This is a genomic window from Pedobacter sp. Bi126, assembly GCF_918698245.1.
Classification (GTDB): Bacteria; Bacteroidota; Bacteroidia; order Sphingobacteriales; family Sphingobacteriaceae; genus Pedobacter.
In genome coordinates, this window is sequence record NZ_CAKKMS010000001.1 from 745,268 (window position 1) to 763,203 (window position 17,936).

Below are 17,936 nucleotides of genomic sequence, written 5' to 3' on the forward strand. Positions count from 1 at the left end.
ATACATTTTCTGCTACTATTCCACAAAACGTTTAATAATTCTCAGCTTGTGCGAATATTTACCCAATTCCTTATTAAAAATCCCTTGATCATCAATCGGATCAATTTTTACTTTGGCTGAGGAATGGATAATTTCATTTGGACTGAGCATAATACCTACGTGAGTAATTCTGCCCTCGTCGTTATCAAAAAAAGCAACGTCACCAGCCTTGCATTCAGCTAAAAAACCAACCAGTTCACCCTGTTCGGCCTGTTGTGAGGCATCGCGGTTTAACTTAATGCCTAACATTTTAAATACGGTTTGTACAAAACCAGAGCAATCCAAGCCAAACAAATTCCTTCCACCCCATAAGTACGGGATATTTTGAAAAAACATTGCCGTTTCGGTAACTTTACCAACAAAATCCACAGCACTATTGTCGTAAGCTTCGAAATTCAGTTTAAATTTTTCCTCGCCGGCATAACAAAATCCATCTTTTAAAAAAGGAAGGTTGCTTGCCGGACTTAAATGATATGAACTTCCATCGGCTGCTGTTAGCACATTACTGAAACTTAATGGGGCAAGCAGTTTACAATCGTGCATTTCTGCAAACTGGCTTTGGGTAATCGGGGCCAATTGTCTGAAATCCATCCAGCCTTCATAACCATCATAGCCATTTTGAATAAGCCACCAACGTCCCTCCTTCTGAATAATTTCTACATGATCGCCGAATAAAAGTTGCGAAACAATTTCTGCTTTATCTGATGCATCAGCTCTTAAGGACGCTACAGCAACCCTACAAATACCGTATTGATTTTCCATTTAAATATGCTCGTGAAACTATTGTAAAACTAATAAAATACATCCATTGCCTAACATTTTACACACAAATTTGTTATTTTTATGATGATCACCCTTTAAATATGCTCGCCATGAATTTTAAAAAAATATTAATTGCCGTTGATAACAGTACCTGCTCAGAAAAAGCGGCAAAAGCCGGTTACGACATGGCTGAAAAATTTGGAGCAGAAGTAGCATTGGTTAACATTATCGAGCCTATTCCGGCCAACGTAAATCCCGATTTAACTTTGGCACCAGTATTTTTAGAAACATATGACAATAGCGAAGAAAACAGCCATATTTTGCTCAAAGAAATGGAGACGAAATATAGCAAAGGTGCAAAAACTACTTATTTAAGTGTTGTTGATACCGCAGCGCATGGTATTATCCAACAATCAGACGAGTGGGGATCTGATTTAATTGTTATTGGTACCTATGGACGTACGGGCTTGTACCATTTTTTAATGGGCAGCGTTGCAGAACACGTGGCGAGAAAATCTGCTTGTCCGGTTTTGATTATTCCTAATAAATGTGATGTAGATTAGTTCATTGGTTCAATAGCCATTAGTTCATTGGTAATTGCAAACTCTTAACTGAAAACGGAATACAGAAAACTGGGTTTACTACTCATTACTTCATTGGCAACTACAAACAGCCAAAAAAAAAGTCCCACTTTAAGCGGGACTTTTTTGTAAATATCTAATAAAGGCTTATCCTTCTTGGTGTAACCAAGCTTTCTTCGCTAATAATTCTTCTTCGGTTTCGCGGATGTCTTCGTCATCTACGCAACAATCAACCGGGCAAACTGCCGCACATTGAGGCTCATCATGAAACCCCTTACACTCTGTACACTTATCGGACACAATGTAATAAACTTCATCCGAAACTGCTTCTTGAGCTGCATCAGCTTCAATTTGTTGATTACCAAAATCAATGATACCATTTAAATTTGTACCATCAGAAAAACGCCATGCAGTACCGGCATCGTAAATTGCGTTATTAGGACATTCTGGTTCGCAAGCCCCACAATTTATACACTCATCTGTTATTTTAATCGCCATGTTTTCGTCTAATTCTTTTGCTTAGTTTACCTTTGCGCTGCAAATATAAGATATAATCACTTAATAATAATTCTAAATATGTCAGCATTAACTCAAGAAAAAGTAATAATCGCGTTCAACAAACTAGGTAAATTGCTTACAAACCCTACTGACATACTAGGAAATGCATTTTATACCGCTGAAAGCACTAATGCATGGTTTACTGCAGAAAACATAAAAAAATCGATTTTATCTTTTGCTGAGATGTTAAATGAGGGTGATTTGGCCATTTGGTTCAAATCGGTTAAGTTTAGTACCACTCCAAAAAAGGTGGGTTTAATCCTGGCAGGGAATATCCCATTGGTGGGTTTACACGATGTTTTAAGTGTATTAGCCACTGGTAATATTGCTTTAATCAAACTTTCTTCGGCTGATGATAAATTAATTAAAGCCGTAATTGCAGAACTCGTTAAAATAGAACCTGCTTTTGAGGATAAAATAGAATATGTAGAGCGCTTAAAAGATTTTGATGCTGTTATTGCAACCGGAAGCAACAATTCATCTCGCTATTTCGACTATTATTTCAGTAAAGTGCCTAACATTATTAGAAAAAACAGGAACAGTGTTGCAGTTTTAGATGGTTCTGAAAGTTTCGAGGATATCCAGAAGCTAGGTGCCGATATTTTCGATTATTTTGGCTTAGGTTGTAGAAATGTATCTAAAATTTATTTTCCAAAAGGATATGATATTGCAAATTTTTACGAAGGCGTAGAAAGTTTTCAACCTATTATCAATCATTTTAAATACAATAACAATTACGATTACAATAAATCTATCTATCTGGTTAATGCTGCTAAACACTTCGACAATGGTTTCTTGTTATTAAAAGAAGATGAGCGCCTGACATCGCCTTTGGCTGTTCTTTTTTATGAAGAATACGAGCAACTGCAAGCGCTTGAAGATAAACTGAAAAACCAATCAGAAAACATTCAATGTGTGATTAGCAAATCGCCTTTAAGTTTAAACACTTTCGGTTTTGGCCAAAGCCAGCACCCCAAACTTTGGGACTATGCAGATAATGTAAATACCATTGAGTTTTTGAATGGGTTAAATTAATATTGGTGAGTGACTTTGCCCATTGATGGCGTTTAGATTTTAAATTTATTTAATATTGTATAAATCTAAACCAGTAAATGCACGCGCTATCAAAAGCTTTATTCTTTCTTTATATTTTTTTGTTTGCAAATTTAGCAAAAGCACAACTTTGCAGTGGTACTTTCGGACAACCACTCATTAGTCAGACTTTTGGACAGGGAAATAGTACAGATAATTGGTATGGCCCATTGTCGCAATATGCACCAGGTGCTTCAACATTTACAGAATTTATTGGTCCACCAGGACCGAGCAATTCTGCTTTAAGGCCGAATCAATCCGGATTGGTTAAAACACCTGCAACACCAGGTAATCCCTTCCCCATTTATTGGCAGCCACATGCTGATCATACCGGAGATCCCAATGGTTTGATGCTTCTGATTGATGGGATTGCCACACCAACCGTATTTTTCGAGCAACAAATGGACAATTTGTGCCCAAATACTATTTTACGCTTGTCCATCTGGGTATTAAATTCAAATTCGCCGGCTGCCAATGCCCAAACCCCAAACATGGTCTTGCGCATCACCGATCCTAATGGCAATGTATTAAATGAGAAATCTACTGGAAGTGTTCCCGCAGACCTCACCTGGCATCAATATTTCGTAGATTTCACCAATGGCAGCAGCTCAACCGTAACCTTACAACTAGTTAACAGAACACCAACAAATAGCGGAAACGATTTTGCTTTGGATGATATTACAGTACAAGCTTGTGGTCCAGCTATCGTCCCATTTTTCAACACGAATGCCTCTTTATTAAATATGTGCGAAGGCAATACCAACAATTTCATTTTAGATGCAAATATTACTGCAGGATATACAAACGCAGTTTATCAATGGCAGGAAAATACCGGTAGCGGCTGGGCTGACATTGCTGGCAAAACAATGAAACAAACTGCTATGGATTTTTCCAATCGCATAGCTGGCACTTATCAATATCGGTTAATTACGGCTATGAATGGTAATATTGACAGAACTTATTGTAGAGCGATATCAGAGCCTATAAAGGTTACTGTAAACCCATTGCCAACAGCCACGGCTGAGAATTTTGGACCGGTTTGCATTGGTAATACCATTCAACTAAATGCATCTGGGGGAATAAGTTATAAGTGGTATGGTCCAGATGGCCAATTTCTTTCTGCAGAGCGAAACCCAACTATTGCCAATGCAACTAAAGCGATGGAAGGCACTTATACTGTTCAGGTGACTGCTAATGGATGTACATCGCCAGCAACAACAACCGTTGAGGTTTTAGCGCCAATAATTCCAATAACCAATATCCAAACTGCAACCATTTGTGGAGGTAAATCGGTTCAATTAGAAGCATCGGGTGGCTCTACCTATCTTTGGCGCCCATCAAAAGGTTTGTCAGATCCTCAAATCGCTAACCCAATCGCCTCACCAACTGAAACCACGATATATACTGTTCAGGTTTCAGACGGAAGATGTTCAGCCGAAGCAGAAATTACAATCAATGTGAATAAAAACGTAACGGCCGATGCAGGTGCAGATCAAACGATCGTTACCGGACAATCAGCAATTTTAAACGGTAAAGTAAGTGGAGATGATTTTACCTATTTCTGGACACCATCAGATTATCTTGATGACCCCACCAAACTCAATCCCATTGCTACACCAACTGAAGACATTACCTATACTTTACATACCAGCTCAAATTTGGGCTGTAACAGTATCATTGATGAGGTTTTCATTAAGGTTTATCCAAAAGTTATAATCCCCAATACCTTTACGCCAAATGGTGATAATGTAAACGATAGCTGGAATATTCCATCTATTACATCTTTTCCCAATTCAATTGTAAAAGTAACCAACAGATATGGCCAGCTTGTTTACCAGAGCAACGGAACTTTTAAAGCCTGGGATGGAAAAATGAACGGGAAAGATCTTCCACCGGCAATATATTATTACAGCATTTATTTAAACAAAGATTTTAAAACCTATACCGGCTGGGTAATGCTAATGAGATAAAAAGGGCTTCTTACTTTCGCTTATCATTTGGAAATGCTATTTTTGGACACAATGTATATCGTTAAAGTTAAAGGCATAGCCAAAATTCCAGATTACGTACAGTTAAGAGATGACAAGTTTACACTTTTAGCTTATTTTAGGGTTGATAGGCCTGATAAGTCGTTGGAAAAACTAGGACTTGGAGATAAGCAAGAATACATTATGGAAATGGTTAAAGATTTGCCTTTCGGGCAGATTGCAAAATTAGAAATATAATATGGCAGGCAACTCAGTAATTCATTTAAGCAATGTTGATGTTTTTCAACAGAAACATCTAGTCCTCTCAAACGTAAATTTACACATCGAAAAGGATGAATTTGTCTTCCTGATCGGTCAAACAGGTTCGGGTAAGAGCAGTTTGCTTAAAATATTATATGGCGACTTACATATTGGTAATGGCGAAGGCAATATTGCTGGTTTCGACCTTAAAAACCTAAAAGAAAGTCAGGTACCGTTTTTACGCCGTAAATTGGGTGTGGTTTTTCAGGATTTCCAATTGCTTACCGATAGAACAATAGAAAAAAACCTTGAATTTGTGCTTAAGGCAACAGGCTGGAAGGATGAAAAACTAATCAACGAACGCGTTAAAGATGTTTTAGACAAAGTTGGTTTGCGTTCGAAAATCAAAAAAATGCCACACGAAATTTCTGGTGGCGAGCAGCAGCGTATTGTTATTGCAAGAGCTTTGTTAAATGATCCGGAGATTATTCTTGCTGATGAGCCTACAGGGAATTTAGATCCGGAAACATCAGAAGAAATTGTAACTCTTTTAAAACAAATTAGCCAGGCCGGAACTGCGGTTTTAATGGCAACACACGATTACCATATTATCCGTACTTTCCCTTCGCGCATTATTAAATGTGAGAATGGAATTGTGCACGAAGATGCACAAATCGTATAAAAAATTCTGACATCCGTCAGCTAATCAGCCAATCTGTTCAGATAAATACAAATAAATCTGACAGCTTGGCTGATTTCCGTTTATGGCAAAATAGTTGAGATCAACACAAAAAAATTCAGCCCAGTATTATGTTTAATAAGAAGAAAAATAACGATAAAGAAGAAAATATAATGAATCCTGAAAATACATCAGAAAATACTGCTGAGAATGTAGAGAATACTGATGCTCCTATCGCTGAAGCTGAGCAGGCACCTGAATTATCTGCTGAAGAAAAATTGCAAGCGGAAGTTCAGCAACTTAACGACAAATATTTACGTTTATACGCTGAGTTCGATAATTATAAACGTCGTACACAAAAAGAACGCGTAGAATTACTGCAAACGGCTGGTAAAGATGTAATTGTTTCACTTTTACCTGTTTTAGATGATTTCGACCGTGCATTAAAAGCAATGGAAACGGCTGCTGATGTTGCCCCGGTTAAAGAAGGCATTTTATTGGTAAGCACAAAGCTAAAAAACACTTTAGCACAAAAAGGATTGAAAGATGTAGAAAGCATCAGTCAGCCTTTCAATACCGATTTCCACGAAGCAATTACCAATATACCTGCTCCCAGCGATGATCTTAAAGGGAAAGTGATAGACGAAGTTGAAAAAGGTTATACCTTAAATGATAATGTAATCCGCTTTGCTAAAGTTGTAGTTGGAGCGTAAAAAATAATTATTGAATGATTGAATTTTGAATGATTGAATTAACATTCTCTCATTTCATCACCCAATCATTTAATCATTTTATAAAGAAGATGAGTAAAAGAGATTATTACGACGTATTAGGCGTAACTAGGGGCGCAGCCGCTGATGAGATAAAGAAAGCTTATCGTAAGATGGCGATTAAATATCATCCAGATAAAAATCCAGGAGATAAAGCTGCTGAAGATAAATTTAAGGAAGCTGCCGAAGCTTACGAAGTTTTAAGCAGTCCCGATAAAAAACAACGTTATGATCAATACGGTCATGCGGGTGTTGGGGGCGCAAGTGGCGGTGGTTACGGCGGTGGCGGCATGAACATGGACGATATTTTTAGTAATTTCGGCGATGTATTTGGCGGTCACAATCCTTTCGAAAGCTTTTTTGGAGGTGGTGGCGGTCAGCAACGTGGTGGCCGTCGTGTAGCCAAAGGCTCTAACCTACGTATAAAAGTTAAATTAACACTAGAGGAAATTGCACATGGTGCAGAAAAGAAAATCAAGGTTAATAAACTAATTGTTTGTAAAACCTGCGATGGCTCTGGTGCGAAAGATAAATCATCGGTAAGTACCTGTGGTACCTGCGGTGGTAGCGGCCAGGTGCGTAGAGTAACCAATACAATTTTAGGCCAGATGCAAACAGCATCTACCTGCCCTACCTGTAATGGTAGCGGTCAGCAAATTACCTCAAAATGTACAGTTTGTCATGGAGACGGTGTTGTACGTGGCGAAGAAACCATTACCATCAATATTCCTGCTGGTGTAAGTGAAGGTATGCAGTTAAGCATGAGTGGAAAAGGAAATGCTGCACCTAATGGCGGTATCCCAGGCGATTTAATTATCTTAATTGAAGAAACGCCACACGAAACCTTAAAACGCGAAGGCAACAATATCGTTTACGATTTACATTTAAGCTTCGTTGATGCTGCTTTAGGGATGAGCATTGAAGTACCAACCATTGATGGTAAAGCAAAAATCAAAATCGATCCGGGTACACAAAGCGGAAAATTATTACGCTTAAAAGGTAAAGGTTTACCAGAAGTGAATTCTTACCATAGAGGTGATGAGATTATCCACATCAATATCTGGACACCAAAAGCTTTAAGTAGCGACGAACGCAATGCTTTAGAGAAATTACGTGAATCGCCAAACTTTAAGCCTCAACCGGGTAAAAATGATAAGAGTTTCTTCGAAAGAATGAAAGAATACTTCGAGTAATTAATTAAATATAAATTGAAAAACCGATGTCGCAAGCATCGGTTTTTTTGTTTCATTAGTCAACAAAATTGTTATAAGCCGATCTCATATTATCCTGATTTCTAGCTAATTCCTCGATATTATATTCTGTTAATTTACCAGAAGCAGATGCATCGCGCATCATCTTCCTTGCTGCAATTAAATAATCATTTAACTGATCGTTAAAATTTTTAAAATAACTGTCCTTGCCAGGAAATTTACCTGCATCCGGCGCAGCCATAGCTACATGTTTATGATGCTGGTCTTCTAGTGCCTGATAAGCAGATTTAGCTTTTGCCTCTATCATTTTATAATTTTTATTACCGGCCAATAATTTAGTAAATTCGGCTACTTTACTCCTGTCATCTTTCAAGGCAAAAATATATTCTTTTAGTGGGTGGGTTTTTAAAATTACACGTTCTGCATCATCGCCAATTATATTTAATTTAGCCAAAACCTGCTCATCATAAGCATAATATTTTTTGCCCATGCTATAAATAGAATCTACTAAAGCTTTTCCTTTAACCCCTTTGTCATCCTTCCAATCTTCTGCCTGGATATACTCATCTAAAGATTTATATGTTTCTTTAATTTTATCAAGTACGCCTGTCATGGATACTACGTTTTCCTTAAAAAATTTTTGATCATCACTGCTTAAGGCGCTTGGGGGAGTGTCTGGCTTCATTTTACCGCTATTGATTGTGCTCATAGAAAATGGGGTGATTAAACCAATAAAAGCGAAATTGTCATTTGGGTTTTCCAAACCTTTTTCGATTTTAATAATGTTACCTTCTATACGCTTAATATAATCATTGTTTTTATCCGTAAAGCTTACCACTACATTGTTGTACTCAATAATCTCATTTACGTCTTTTTCATCGGATTCAGCGTAGCTTGTTTTAGCATTACTGTCTTTTTTACCATCATTTTTGCATGCTGTAACCGACAATACAAGTGCAAGGGCAGTTAATTTTAAGAGTGTTTTCATAGTTTTTATTCTTTTCATAAATCTGATCTTCCATCACAGCAATTTTTAAACCAAAAAGGTGTATCGGATAAATGTTTGTTTAATGGCGCTCAACAACTTGGTTATTTGCTTAAATATTGACCTCTTTAGGGGTTACAATTTCAATAACAAGGTATTAATAATAAATATGGAGGAAATTAATAACGCTTTTAAAAAGAATCCTATCGCCTGGACGATATTTACATGTTATTGTATCGGTTGGATTTCTCCAATCCTGATAACTATATTTTTCGCCGCTCCAACAGAAAATTTGCAGAATAAAAAAGACCACCATTCTCCTTTTACTAGCTTTTTAACACTTTCAATTTTTTACTTGTTAATGATGTTGACATTGGGTTTTCTAAGCAGGAAAAGTAACATTTATTTAAAACTATCGGGTTATATCGGTATCTCATTAATTATTTTCAGTGTAATCTATAACGGATAATAAACCTTTCCATTTATAGTCTGTTTTCTATATATGAAATGGAAAATTGGTTGCTCAGGCTTCTATTATCGCGAATGGAAAGAGATTTTCTATCCAAAAGGTTTGGCACAAAAAGATTGGTTCAAATATTATTGCGAGCATTTTAACACAATAGAGATCAATTCTACCTTTTATAAAATGCCAACTCAAAAATCGTTCGATAAGTGGTATAATGAAAGTCCGGCTGATTTTTTATTTACGATTAAGGCGCCCCGGCTGATTACACATTATAAACAGTTCAATGAATGCAAGCAACTCATAAACGATTTTTACGAGGCCATTCAAATTGGGTTAAAAGAGAAATTGGGATGTGTACTGTTTCAGTTTCCACCAAAATTTGATTATAGTGTGGAACGGTTAAACCTATTGATCGAAAATTTAAGACCTGATTTTAAAAATGTGGTAGAGTTTCGTCACATCAGTTGGTTTGATGAAGAAATTTATAAAAACCTCGCTGAAAACAACATTATATTTAGCGGTCAAAGCTATCCTTCTGCTCTACCTGATGATGCAATTCAGAATACAGAGACTGTGTATTACCGTTTTCATGGGAAGCCCATATTGTATAAATCAGAATATGAAATAAATGCAATTACGGGCTTCAAAAATCAGCTTAAAGATGATGTTAACGACGTTTTTGTTTATTTTAACAATACCTGGGGAGTTGGAGCATTGCATAATGCAAAACAATTGCAGGATTTTGTGAAATAGGCTTTGAGAAGCGTTCAGTGCAGTCAGATGTTACCATCTGACTGGGTCGATTATATGGCGAATGAATACTGCTGAATGATTTTTGCCGTGTCGGATGGTAACATCCGACACCACGAGAAAACAAAATAAACCTGATAGCAATGGTATTTCGCACTACTACGCTTAATTTAGCACTCACAATAACGAAATTTATGGATAGCAGATCTACAGTTACCAAAGAACCACTGCAAAGCTTTCCAAAACACAAAAACATAAACTATGCGCATTGCAGTTATCGATCTGGGTACGAATACCTTCCACTTGCTTATTGCTGAAACAGCAGGAAACCAGCCTGAAATTTTATACAAAACCAATGTGCCTGTTAAATTGGGTGAAGGAAGAATTAACGACAATATTATCATTCCGGCAGCCTTTGAAAGAGGCGTGAACTGCCTTGAAACGTTTGGCCATACAATTGCTGAATATCAGGTTATGGAGGTAAGGGCTACCGCTACTTCGGCGGTTAGAAGCGCAGAAAACGGGAAAGATTTTGTTGATGCTGTAAAAGAAAGAACCGGAATAAGCATCGAAACGATTAGCGGCGATGAAGAGGCTGAATTAATTTACCAAGGTGTAAAACTGAGTGGAGCAATTACAGAGATATCTTTGATTATGGATATCGGGGGTGGCAGTGTAGAATTTATCCTGTGTGATCCCGAAAAGCTGATCTGGAAAAAAAGTTATAACATTGGGGCGGCACGTTTAATGCAACAATTCTTCAAATCAGATCCTATAGCCAATGAGGAGAAAAATGCCATTTTATTTCACATTCAAAATCAACTGGCCGATCTTTTCGAAATCTGTGAAAAATACCGCCCTGAAATTTTAATCGGATCTGCTGGAGCCTTCGAAACATTTGCCGAGCTCATTATTAGAAAAAGCAAGTTAAAAGCAGATATTAACGCAGCCAAAACTTTTGCATTCAATTTCGACGACTACATTGCAACTTCGATCAAATTACTTAATGCCACGCATAAAGAACGTGCCGAAATGCCCGGTATGATCCCTTTACGGGTAGATATGATTGTGATTGCTGCTTTAATTACAAACTATGTTTTAGGGCGATGTAAAATAAACCGCTTAACGCTTTCTACCTATGATTTAAAGATGGGTGTTTTGGCCAGCCTAATATAAAAAATGATCCATACTGGTATGGATCATTGAGCGTTTAGCGTATATTAATTTAGGTTATTTCTTCTTTGGTGCAATCATTATCTTCCCCATAATCATGGGTTCAGCTTTTTTGAGTTTAAGGTTATTTTGTTTTTCCTTAGAAAAATCGAGGGTTAAAACTGCTCCATATCTCATGCTTTCAACCATTAACTTGTTATTGTTAACGTCAAACCTGTCGTCTAAGGTAATTTCGTAACGCCCATTTTTATCAGTGATGGAGAAAAATTTAGTATCAGCAATGACTAATCTTATTCCAACCGCGGGTTTATGATCTGCGTCAATAACATAGCCATATATTTTTTTTGGCACTATAGGTTTCGTATCGTTGATTCTGTTGTTTATGCTTTTTGCAATTTCAATTGGCACTTTAAAGCCTGTCGCTCTGGCGTCCACTACAAAAACACTCACCCCTATAGCTAGTACGCCCAAATATCTCATCCAATTCCTATTTGTTGTTGGCACAATTGACAAGTGGTAGTTAAGCTGATTTAATTGGGTTTTGCTTAGACGGCCACATACAGAAGAACTGGCGCCGGCCAATACGCTGATAATTTCGGTATTGGTATAACCTGAGAAATCAATTACGTTTTTGCTACAGGCTTTACAGAAATTAAAGCCCTCTCCTTTATCCATTTCATCCCAGTTCTGCAAACATGGCTCGGCTATGGTAACTTCGTTAATTCTCGTTTTCATCGTGGTTGTTTTTAGAGATGATGAAACTTTCAGGAGAATTCCACAAGAGGTTTTAAATAAACTTCAACAGTTCATTATATAGCTTTTCTGTTGGCAAGCCCATCACGTTAGTATAGGAGCCTTCTATGCGCTCTACCACTACAATACCCCACCAATCTTGCACGCCGTAACTCCCAGCCTTATCAAATGGCTTATAATTATCAATGTAGAAATCAATTTCCTCAGCTGTAACAGATTTACAGTAAACTTCTGTCCTATCGTAAAACGAATGAATTTTATCGCCTTTCACAAGTGTTACACCTGTAAAAACTTCATGCCTGCTTCCAGATAGCTTTTTTAACATTTCTCGAGCATGCGCCCTATCTTCAGGTTTACCTAAAATTTCTCCGTTTAAGGCTACAATGGTATCAGCTGTAATCACTATTTCACCATTAGCAGTAAAAGCCTTAGCCTTCTGTTCTGAAATATAAACGGCAATTTCCGCGGGACTTAAATCCGATGGGTAGCTTTCATCTACATCTTTTAGTTCCACTTTAAAATTTAAGCCCATGAGCGTTAAAAGCTCTTGTCTACGTGGCGATTTAGATGCTAAAATCATGGGAGGGAAATTGGCAGGCATATTTTATTTTTCTGCTAAAATAAGAAAAGCGACATAAAGCCGCTTTTCTTATTTGATATTTTACCAAGATTAGTTATTTCCACCACCTTGTCTACGTTTTTCCATTTCAGCACGTTGCTCTTTTTGCCATGCTTCGTAAGTTTTTTTCTGATCGTCTGTTAATACTGCAGTTACTTTTGCATCATTATCAGCACGCATTTTTTGCATTTTCTCTCTCATTGCATCTCTATCGCCACCACCTTGCATTTCTTCACGCATTTTTTTCATGGTTTCTGCCTGCTCAGTAAAAACAGTGGTTAACTTTGTTTTTTGATCATCAGATAACTTTAATTTTTCGTCTAACTGTTTTACGCGTTCTTCAGGCTTCATCATCATTCTGCCTTGTCCACCACCTTGCTGCGCGTTAGCGAAACCAGCTATACCTAGCATTAATCCGCAAATCATCATTAATTTTTTCATGTTGTTTTTGTTGTTTTTGGTTGAAAATTGAGCATGTTGGAGTGCAAAAAAAAATAAAAGTTTAACGCGCCGTATGTAACTTAGCTGTTGCAAAAATTCGTTATCCTATTATTTTGTCATTCTAAACGTAGGGAGGGAAAAATCTTTTATAACTAGAAAGATCCTGAAACAAGTTCAGGAAGACGGCTCTTGGTAGCTGTCGATTTGTTCAGAAAGACAATCCGCTTAGAGACTTTCTACCAATGAACGAATGACTAATGAACTATTGAACCAATTTACATACCCGAATCGGCAGCATTTGGATTTTCATCGTGCCATCTGCCCTGAACTTTCATTACTTTTTCGATAATATCGCGGACAGCGGTTTTGCCTCCATTATAAGGAGAAATGAATGTAGATATCGCTTTTATTTCTGCTACGGCATCGGCCGGGCAAGTTGGAAGCCCTACGAGTTTCATTACTTTTAAATCAGGAATATCGTCGCCCATGTAAAGCACTTCTTCTGCAGCAATGTTTTTATCTTGGAGGTATTGATTAAAAATGGCCACCTTATCTCCTGTACCGAGGAAAACATCGGTTACACCCAGATTGAAAAAACGCTTTCCCATGGCAATACCATCTCCACCGGATATAATACAGATGTTATATCCTTTTTTAACCGCCAACTGCATGGCATAGCCATCTTTAATGTTAAAAGTGCGCAACGACTGACCATTATCAGTAACCTGAACTGATCCATCTGTAAGCACACCATCTACATCAAAAATGAAAGTAGTGATCTCTTTTAGTTTCTGTAAAAACATTCGCGCGTTTGGCGTTTAGGGTTAAGCGCTCGGTGCTGACTCTGGGAAGGGACTGAAGACTCCGAACTCAAGACTAATTACTGATTATCTCTCCACTCGTAAACCCAGGCAGATTGAATTTGCTCTAAATGGCCTTCGCTGCTTTCTTCGCGGGTGCCTTTAAAGTTTGGCAACGCTAAAACCCATTCTAAAAGTTCGGTAAAGCGGATACGGTAGATTTTGGCTTCTGTAAAATCATCACCAAATTTCTCATATAAAGACATTGCAATATCTTCGTAATCGTTCCAGTAAAAAGGTAAAGCAAATTTATCGTTATTCATGTTGTTTTGTTGTTGGTTAATTGTTTGAATTGCTTAATCGGTTAACTGCTTAAATCGGCTAATCGACTCCCGACCGAAGGCTTTGGACTCCAGACTAACTAGTGTCCCATAAAGTCAGACTGATCCGGAATGGTAACTTCGATATCGCCGTTAATTACCACACATTGGCAACCTAAGCGGGAAGTAATTTTCGGACGAACAGCTCTATCGATAAAGTCTTCTTCTTTATCAGAAATCTCTTCGATATTATCCATACCTTTTGTTACGTATACATGGCAGGTACTGCAACCACAAACACCACCACAGTTGTGCTGTAATTCGATTCCGTTATCCAGACAAACATCTAAAACAGATTCGCCGGCTGCTATTGGTAATTCAATAGATTCGTGATCTGCTTCTTCAAAATTTATTTTTAGTTTAAAAATGCTCATAATTATTTTGCAAAAGTAAGAAGCAAAAGCCGTAATTATGCTATTTCAGCGTTAATTTTATGCTATCGCTCAATGTTTGATAAATGTTCTGCAATTCGGGCATATCGGTTAACGTGCTCAAATGCTTATTTAAAGTGCTTTCGTCGGCCCTAACTGCTGGCCCAGTCTGCACATTTTCAGGTAGATTGCTCATTACCTTATCAGCGGTTTCGGCAATTAACGGCCTGATGATTTCGAAATCCAAACCGTTCTGACTTAAAATTTTATTTGCCAAAGCGTATAGATGATTCGGAAAATTGCAGGCAAATACTGCTGCAAGATGTAATACTTTTCTTTTCTCGCCATCTAATTCGTACACCTGACGGCTAATCTTAGTTGCCAGATTGTTTAAAATCGCCAATTGATTTTCATCGTTCGCTTCTATACAAAGCGGGATATTTTCAAATGAAACCGCTTTACCTTTCGAAAAAGTTTGCAAAGGATAAAAAACACCTGCTTTTTTTACCTGCGACGATAAAATATTAATATCGGTAGTTCCAGAGGTATGCACCACCAAACCACCTACATTTTTTAATGATCTGGATACGGTTTCTATGGCATCATCCTTTACCGAGATAATATATAAATCAGCATGCTGTTTAACCTCATTTAAATCACTTACGGCCTCAGCTGCTATCAAATCAGCCAATAACTTCGCATGATTAAGATTTGGACTGTACACCTGTACCACATCTTCGCCATTGGCTTTTAATGCTTTTGCTAAGTGTGTGGCAACGTTTCCCGAACCTAATAAAACGATCTTCATGATTTTATGCGGTTTTGGCCTCTTTTCTTCTTCTGAAAATTGAAAGTAAGAAACCAACAACCATTACAATAGTACCTGCCCAATATAAATTGATGAAAGGAAATTCTATTGCTTTAAAAACTACCCAGTCTTTAGCCTGCTGAGGTTTTTCAAAAATCTGAAGCTCCACTTTTTTCTCATCCGGTAATACCCTGGCAAAACGGAATTTCAAATCCAGTTCATCCACCTTGCGGGCGAAATCGAAAGTGTTATTTCCTTTGATCAAGAAAATAGGTTCTGTATTGTAAACTTTACCGGCAGCATTAACCTCTAATGGTAAACCAACAGCGTAATCGCCCTGGCCCAAAACCAAATCCTTTGCAGTAGGTTTTCTATTTAAATCCTTAACGGTAACAATGCCGCTTGAGGTGTGAATGGTATCTCCTACTGAAACCTTAACAATACGCGGTGCTTTATAATTTTCATCATCAGAATGACCTTCGTGATCATCGTGAGATTCTTTTTTAATAGCGGCACTGGTAATGTGGGTGTAAACATCGTAGGTTAAATAATGCTTGGTATCAGGAGAAGCAATTAAACCCATTTTTTCGTTATCCTGCACATGTGGATGCAAGTTAAAATCTTCTTTAACCTTACCTTCTTTATCTAAAACTTTAAAATTAAGGGTATAAATGGTATTGGGTGCTACCGTGGTATCGGCTACATAGGTTACAGTGTACTTACCCATTTTCTTAGGTTCGTTTTTGTATAACATGATGTTTTCACCTGGTTTTTCTGTTTTCTCGAAATCTTTTACCGGAATAAAATTATTCGCGTTGATGGATAAAGGTTTGTTTGTAGCTGCAGAAATTAATGCGCCTAAGATCAGGAAAGCAAAACCAATGTGTGCAATTGCAGAACCAGCCAATTTCGCCTTGCCACCGAAAGCCTGATATAATACCGCAGCGTTAGAAAGTACGGCAAATAAACAACTGAAGGTGATGAGGATGTACATCGTGTTGGTGTAAATATTAGCCACATATACCAAACCCGCTGTTAACACAATGGAGAAAATAATTGCCGATACCAGACTGCTATAAAATTTGCGTGGATCGGTTCTTTTGTATTTTAAATATTGAGAGAAACCCGAAATCAAAGTAATTAATACCGCGAAAGGTGCTTGCCATTGGTTGTAATATTTTACAGCATCGATAGGAGGCGAAAAGTTTGTCCCAAAGGCTTTGTTAAATACAGGAACTGATGTAGAGAATATGACCTGGATACAAGCTATAGTTACCACTAAAGCGCCAATAAACATCCAAAATTCGCGAGAATAAGTTTCTTCATCCTTGGTGGTAATTGGTAATTCTTTCCATCTTACTACAATGAGCACAATTGCTAAAACAGCGAAAACTACATTGTATAAAATCAAGTGTCCAAACATCCCCATATCAGTAAATGAGTGAACTGATGTATCACCTAAAATTCCGCTCCGGGTTAAAAACGATGCATAAAGCACCAATAAAAAGCTTAAGAATACTAAAGCAATTGCAGTAAAATAAGCATGACCAGTATTTTTATAAGCAATCATTACGTGTACCGCACCAATTAGGGTTAGCCATGGAATTAAAGAGGCATTTTCTACAGGATCCCAAGCCCAGAAACCGCCAAAGTTTAGCGCTTCGTAAGCCCAAAAAGAACCCATAATAATACCTGTACCCAAAACCATCACCGCAAAAAGCGCCCAAGGCATAGCTGGTTTAATCCATTCCTTATATCTTTTTTGCCACAAAGCCGCAATTCCATACGCAAAAGGCACAATCATACTGGCAAAACCTAAAAATAAGGTTGGTGGATGGATAACCATCCAATAGTTTTGCAACAATGGATTTAACCCTCTGCCATCGGTAATAAATTTTAAATAATTAGCGAAGTTTTCAGGATTTGCGAAAACTACAGGAGCCATTGATTTCAGATCAAGAGAATCTCTTAATAGAATAAACGGAGAACTTCCGATGCGCTCACCCAAAATCTCTACACCTAAAAGCATTGAAGTCAAAAACACTTGAGAGAAGGCCACAACCGTCATTACAGGGCGCTCCCAGGTTTTAGCTTTCCAGATTAATAAAGTACCTAGAAACGATTGCCAGAAGGCCCAGAGCAAGAAACTTCCTTCCTGCCCTTCCCAAAAAGCAGAGATAATATAATGAATTGGAAGTTGTTTTGAAGAGTGCCAATAAATATAACTGTATTCATTGTAGTGGCCCAGTACCAGGTAGAACAAAATTGCTCCAATACCAATTATACAGCCAAAATTAACCAAGAATCCAATCCGGCCTAAGTTACGCCAAGATTTATCTTCTAAATTTTTATCGCGACTGGCATAAAAGTATGCGATTGTTGAAAGTAATGATGCACTAAACGCCAGCACAATAAAAAACTGCCCGATTTTACCCGGTAGCAGGTTTTCGCCTACAAATTGAATATCCAT

20 protein-coding genes are annotated in these 17,936 nt (G+C 37.6%); 9 read left to right on the top strand and 11 right to left on the bottom strand.

The annotated features are described in order from the left end of the window. Positions 1 to 15: 15 nt before the first annotated feature. Complete coding sequence (locus LQ201_RS02735; RefSeq protein WP_230143661.1) at positions 16 to 801, bottom strand: C40 family peptidase; 786 nt, start codon at positions 799 to 801, stop codon at positions 16 to 18. A gap of 110 nt (positions 802 to 911) precedes the next feature. Between LQ201_RS02735 and LQ201_RS02740 the strand changes: the two genes are divergently transcribed. Next, a complete protein-coding gene (locus tag LQ201_RS02740; RefSeq protein ID WP_108200692.1) occupies positions 912 to 1,364 on the top strand; it encodes a universal stress protein in 453 nt (150 codons plus the stop codon). A 165-nt stretch (positions 1,365 to 1,529) separates the two neighbouring features. Here LQ201_RS02740 and LQ201_RS02745 read toward each other — a convergent pair whose 3' ends face one another. Further along, positions 1,530 to 1,880, bottom strand: a complete 351-nt coding sequence (locus LQ201_RS02745) for a 4Fe-4S dicluster domain-containing protein (protein ID WP_025143125.1) — start codon at positions 1,878 to 1,880, stop codon at positions 1,530 to 1,532. Between the two features lie 78 nt (positions 1,881 to 1,958). On the opposite strand from LQ201_RS02745, the gene LQ201_RS02750 reads away from it, so the two are divergent. From LQ201_RS02750 to dnaJ, 6 genes are all read left to right on the top strand, one after another. Next, positions 1,959 to 2,975, top strand: coding sequence for an acyl-CoA reductase (locus LQ201_RS02750; RefSeq protein ID WP_230143659.1), 1,017 nt, complete (start codon positions 1,959 to 1,961; stop codon positions 2,973 to 2,975). A 77-nt stretch (positions 2,976 to 3,052) separates the two neighbouring features. Further along, positions 3,053 to 5,002, top strand: a complete 1,950-nt coding sequence (locus LQ201_RS02755) for a gliding motility-associated C-terminal domain-containing protein (protein WP_230143657.1) — start codon at positions 3,053 to 3,055, stop codon at positions 5,000 to 5,002. Between the two features lie 51 nt (positions 5,003 to 5,053). Beyond that, positions 5,054 to 5,257 carry a hypothetical protein gene (locus tag LQ201_RS02760; RefSeq protein WP_057932355.1) on the top strand — a complete coding sequence of 68 codons (204 nt, stop codon included), beginning with the start codon at positions 5,054 to 5,056 and terminating at the stop codon, positions 5,255 to 5,257. A gap of 1 nt (position 5,258) precedes the next feature. After that, positions 5,259 to 5,942: a cell division ATP-binding protein FtsE gene (locus LQ201_RS02765; protein ID WP_230143655.1), complete on the top strand. Its 684-nt coding sequence runs from the start codon at positions 5,259 to 5,261 to the stop codon at positions 5,940 to 5,942. Positions 5,943 to 6,070: 128 nt separating this feature from the next. Next, on the top strand, positions 6,071 to 6,652 hold the full coding sequence (locus LQ201_RS02770) for a nucleotide exchange factor GrpE (protein WP_215125753.1): 582 nt from the start codon (positions 6,071 to 6,073) through the stop codon (positions 6,650 to 6,652). Between the two features lie 89 nt (positions 6,653 to 6,741). Then, on the top strand, positions 6,742 to 7,902 hold the full coding sequence (gene dnaJ / locus LQ201_RS02775; protein WP_029278682.1) for a molecular chaperone DnaJ: 1,161 nt from the start codon (positions 6,742 to 6,744) through the stop codon (positions 7,900 to 7,902). A gap of 55 nt (positions 7,903 to 7,957) precedes the next feature. Here dnaJ and LQ201_RS02780 read toward each other — a convergent pair whose 3' ends face one another. After that, positions 7,958 to 8,908 (bottom strand): DUF3829 domain-containing protein, encoded by a 951-nt coding sequence (locus tag LQ201_RS02780; protein ID WP_230143653.1) that lies wholly within the window; start codon positions 8,906 to 8,908, stop codon positions 7,958 to 7,960. A gap of 499 nt (positions 8,909 to 9,407) precedes the next feature. On the opposite strand from LQ201_RS02780, the gene LQ201_RS02785 reads away from it, so the two are divergent. Both LQ201_RS02785 and LQ201_RS02790 read left to right on the top strand, forming a co-directional pair. Continuing rightward, a complete protein-coding gene (locus LQ201_RS02785) occupies positions 9,408 to 10,124 on the top strand; it encodes a DUF72 domain-containing protein (RefSeq protein WP_230143651.1) in 717 nt (238 codons plus the stop codon). Between the two features lie 258 nt (positions 10,125 to 10,382). Beyond that, positions 10,383 to 11,297 carry an exopolyphosphatase gene (locus tag LQ201_RS02790; protein ID WP_230143650.1) on the top strand — a complete coding sequence of 305 codons (915 nt, stop codon included), beginning with the start codon at positions 10,383 to 10,385 and terminating at the stop codon, positions 11,295 to 11,297. 54 nt (positions 11,298 to 11,351) lie between these two features. On the opposite strand, the gene LQ201_RS02795 is transcribed toward LQ201_RS02790, so the two are convergent. The 8 genes from LQ201_RS02795 to LQ201_RS02830 all read right to left on the bottom strand — a co-directional run bounded on the left by LQ201_RS02795 (position 11,352) and on the right by LQ201_RS02830 (position 17,936). Next, positions 11,352 to 12,029, bottom strand: coding sequence for a hypothetical protein (locus LQ201_RS02795; protein WP_230143649.1), 678 nt, complete (start codon positions 12,027 to 12,029; stop codon positions 11,352 to 11,354). A 52-nt stretch (positions 12,030 to 12,081) separates the two neighbouring features. After that, the gene (locus LQ201_RS02800) at positions 12,082 to 12,627 is read right to left on the bottom strand and encodes a nucleoside triphosphate pyrophosphatase (RefSeq protein WP_230143648.1); all 546 of its coding nucleotides are present in this window, start codon (positions 12,625 to 12,627) and stop codon (positions 12,082 to 12,084) included. 90 nt (positions 12,628 to 12,717) lie between these two features. Then, positions 12,718 to 13,107 carry a Spy/CpxP family protein refolding chaperone gene (locus tag LQ201_RS02805; RefSeq protein WP_086545265.1) on the bottom strand — a complete coding sequence of 130 codons (390 nt, stop codon included), beginning with the start codon at positions 13,105 to 13,107 and terminating at the stop codon, positions 12,718 to 12,720. 275 nt (positions 13,108 to 13,382) lie between these two features. After that, positions 13,383 to 13,910: an HAD family hydrolase gene (locus tag LQ201_RS02810; protein ID WP_230143646.1), complete on the bottom strand. Its 528-nt coding sequence runs from the start codon at positions 13,908 to 13,910 to the stop codon at positions 13,383 to 13,385. A 77-nt stretch (positions 13,911 to 13,987) separates the two neighbouring features. Beyond that, positions 13,988 to 14,230 carry a Fe-S cluster assembly protein IscX gene (gene iscX / locus LQ201_RS02815; protein ID WP_057932363.1) on the bottom strand — a complete coding sequence of 81 codons (243 nt, stop codon included), beginning with the start codon at positions 14,228 to 14,230 and terminating at the stop codon, positions 13,988 to 13,990. A gap of 98 nt (positions 14,231 to 14,328) precedes the next feature. Next, positions 14,329 to 14,661 (bottom strand): 2Fe-2S iron-sulfur cluster-binding protein, encoded by a 333-nt coding sequence (locus LQ201_RS02820; protein ID WP_029275355.1) that lies wholly within the window; start codon positions 14,659 to 14,661, stop codon positions 14,329 to 14,331. A gap of 40 nt (positions 14,662 to 14,701) precedes the next feature. Then, positions 14,702 to 15,466, bottom strand: a complete 765-nt coding sequence (locus LQ201_RS02825) for a Rossmann-like and DUF2520 domain-containing protein (RefSeq protein WP_230143645.1) — start codon at positions 15,464 to 15,466, stop codon at positions 14,702 to 14,704. A gap of 4 nt (positions 15,467 to 15,470) precedes the next feature. After that, on the bottom strand, positions 15,471 to 17,936 hold the full coding sequence (locus LQ201_RS02830; protein WP_230143643.1) for a heme lyase CcmF/NrfE family subunit: 2,466 nt from the start codon (positions 17,934 to 17,936) through the stop codon (positions 15,471 to 15,473).

What these genes read in the sequence shown, in the direction of transcription:
- LQ201_RS02735 (WP_230143661.1), bottom strand. Translation starts at nt 801, where the DNA reads ATGGAAAATCAATACGGTATTTGTAGGGTTGCTGTAGCGTCCTTAAGA.
- LQ201_RS02740 (WP_108200692.1), top strand. Translation starts at nt 912, where the DNA reads ATGAATTTTAAAAAAATATTAATTGCCGTTGATAACAGTACCTGCTCA.
- LQ201_RS02745 (WP_025143125.1), bottom strand. Translation starts at nt 1,880, where the DNA reads ATGGCGATTAAAATAACAGATGAGTGTATAAATTGTGGGGCTTGCGAA.
- LQ201_RS02750 (WP_230143659.1), top strand. Translation starts at nt 1,959, where the DNA reads ATGTCAGCATTAACTCAAGAAAAAGTAATAATCGCGTTCAACAAACTA.
- LQ201_RS02755 (WP_230143657.1), top strand. Translation starts at nt 3,053, where the DNA reads ATGCACGCGCTATCAAAAGCTTTATTCTTTCTTTATATTTTTTTGTTT.
- LQ201_RS02760 (WP_057932355.1), top strand. Translation starts at nt 5,054, where the DNA reads ATGTATATCGTTAAAGTTAAAGGCATAGCCAAAATTCCAGATTACGTA.
- LQ201_RS02765 (WP_230143655.1), top strand. Translation starts at nt 5,259, where the DNA reads ATGGCAGGCAACTCAGTAATTCATTTAAGCAATGTTGATGTTTTTCAA.
- LQ201_RS02770 (WP_215125753.1), top strand. Translation starts at nt 6,071, where the DNA reads ATGTTTAATAAGAAGAAAAATAACGATAAAGAAGAAAATATAATGAAT.
- dnaJ (WP_029278682.1), top strand. Translation starts at nt 6,742, where the DNA reads ATGAGTAAAAGAGATTATTACGACGTATTAGGCGTAACTAGGGGCGCA.
- LQ201_RS02780 (WP_230143653.1), bottom strand. Translation starts at nt 8,908, where the DNA reads ATGAAAACACTCTTAAAATTAACTGCCCTTGCACTTGTATTGTCGGTT.
- LQ201_RS02785 (WP_230143651.1), top strand. Translation starts at nt 9,408, where the DNA reads ATGAAATGGAAAATTGGTTGCTCAGGCTTCTATTATCGCGAATGGAAA.
- LQ201_RS02790 (WP_230143650.1), top strand. Translation starts at nt 10,383, where the DNA reads ATGCGCATTGCAGTTATCGATCTGGGTACGAATACCTTCCACTTGCTT.
- LQ201_RS02795 (WP_230143649.1), bottom strand. Translation starts at nt 12,029, where the DNA reads ATGAAAACGAGAATTAACGAAGTTACCATAGCCGAGCCATGTTTGCAG.
- LQ201_RS02800 (WP_230143648.1), bottom strand. Translation starts at nt 12,627, where the DNA reads ATGATTTTAGCATCTAAATCGCCACGTAGACAAGAGCTTTTAACGCTC.
- LQ201_RS02805 (WP_086545265.1), bottom strand. Translation starts at nt 13,107, where the DNA reads ATGAAAAAATTAATGATGATTTGCGGATTAATGCTAGGTATAGCTGGT.
- LQ201_RS02810 (WP_230143646.1), bottom strand. Translation starts at nt 13,910, where the DNA reads ATGTTTTTACAGAAACTAAAAGAGATCACTACTTTCATTTTTGATGTA.
- iscX (WP_057932363.1), bottom strand. Translation starts at nt 14,230, where the DNA reads ATGAATAACGATAAATTTGCTTTACCTTTTTACTGGAACGATTACGAA.
- LQ201_RS02820 (WP_029275355.1), bottom strand. Translation starts at nt 14,661, where the DNA reads ATGAGCATTTTTAAACTAAAAATAAATTTTGAAGAAGCAGATCACGAA.
- LQ201_RS02825 (WP_230143645.1), bottom strand. Translation starts at nt 15,466, where the DNA reads ATGAAGATCGTTTTATTAGGTTCGGGAAACGTTGCCACACACTTAGCA.
- LQ201_RS02830 (WP_230143643.1), bottom strand. Translation starts at nt 17,936, where the DNA reads ATGGATATTCAATTTGTAGGCGAAAACCTGCTACCGGGTAAAATCGGG.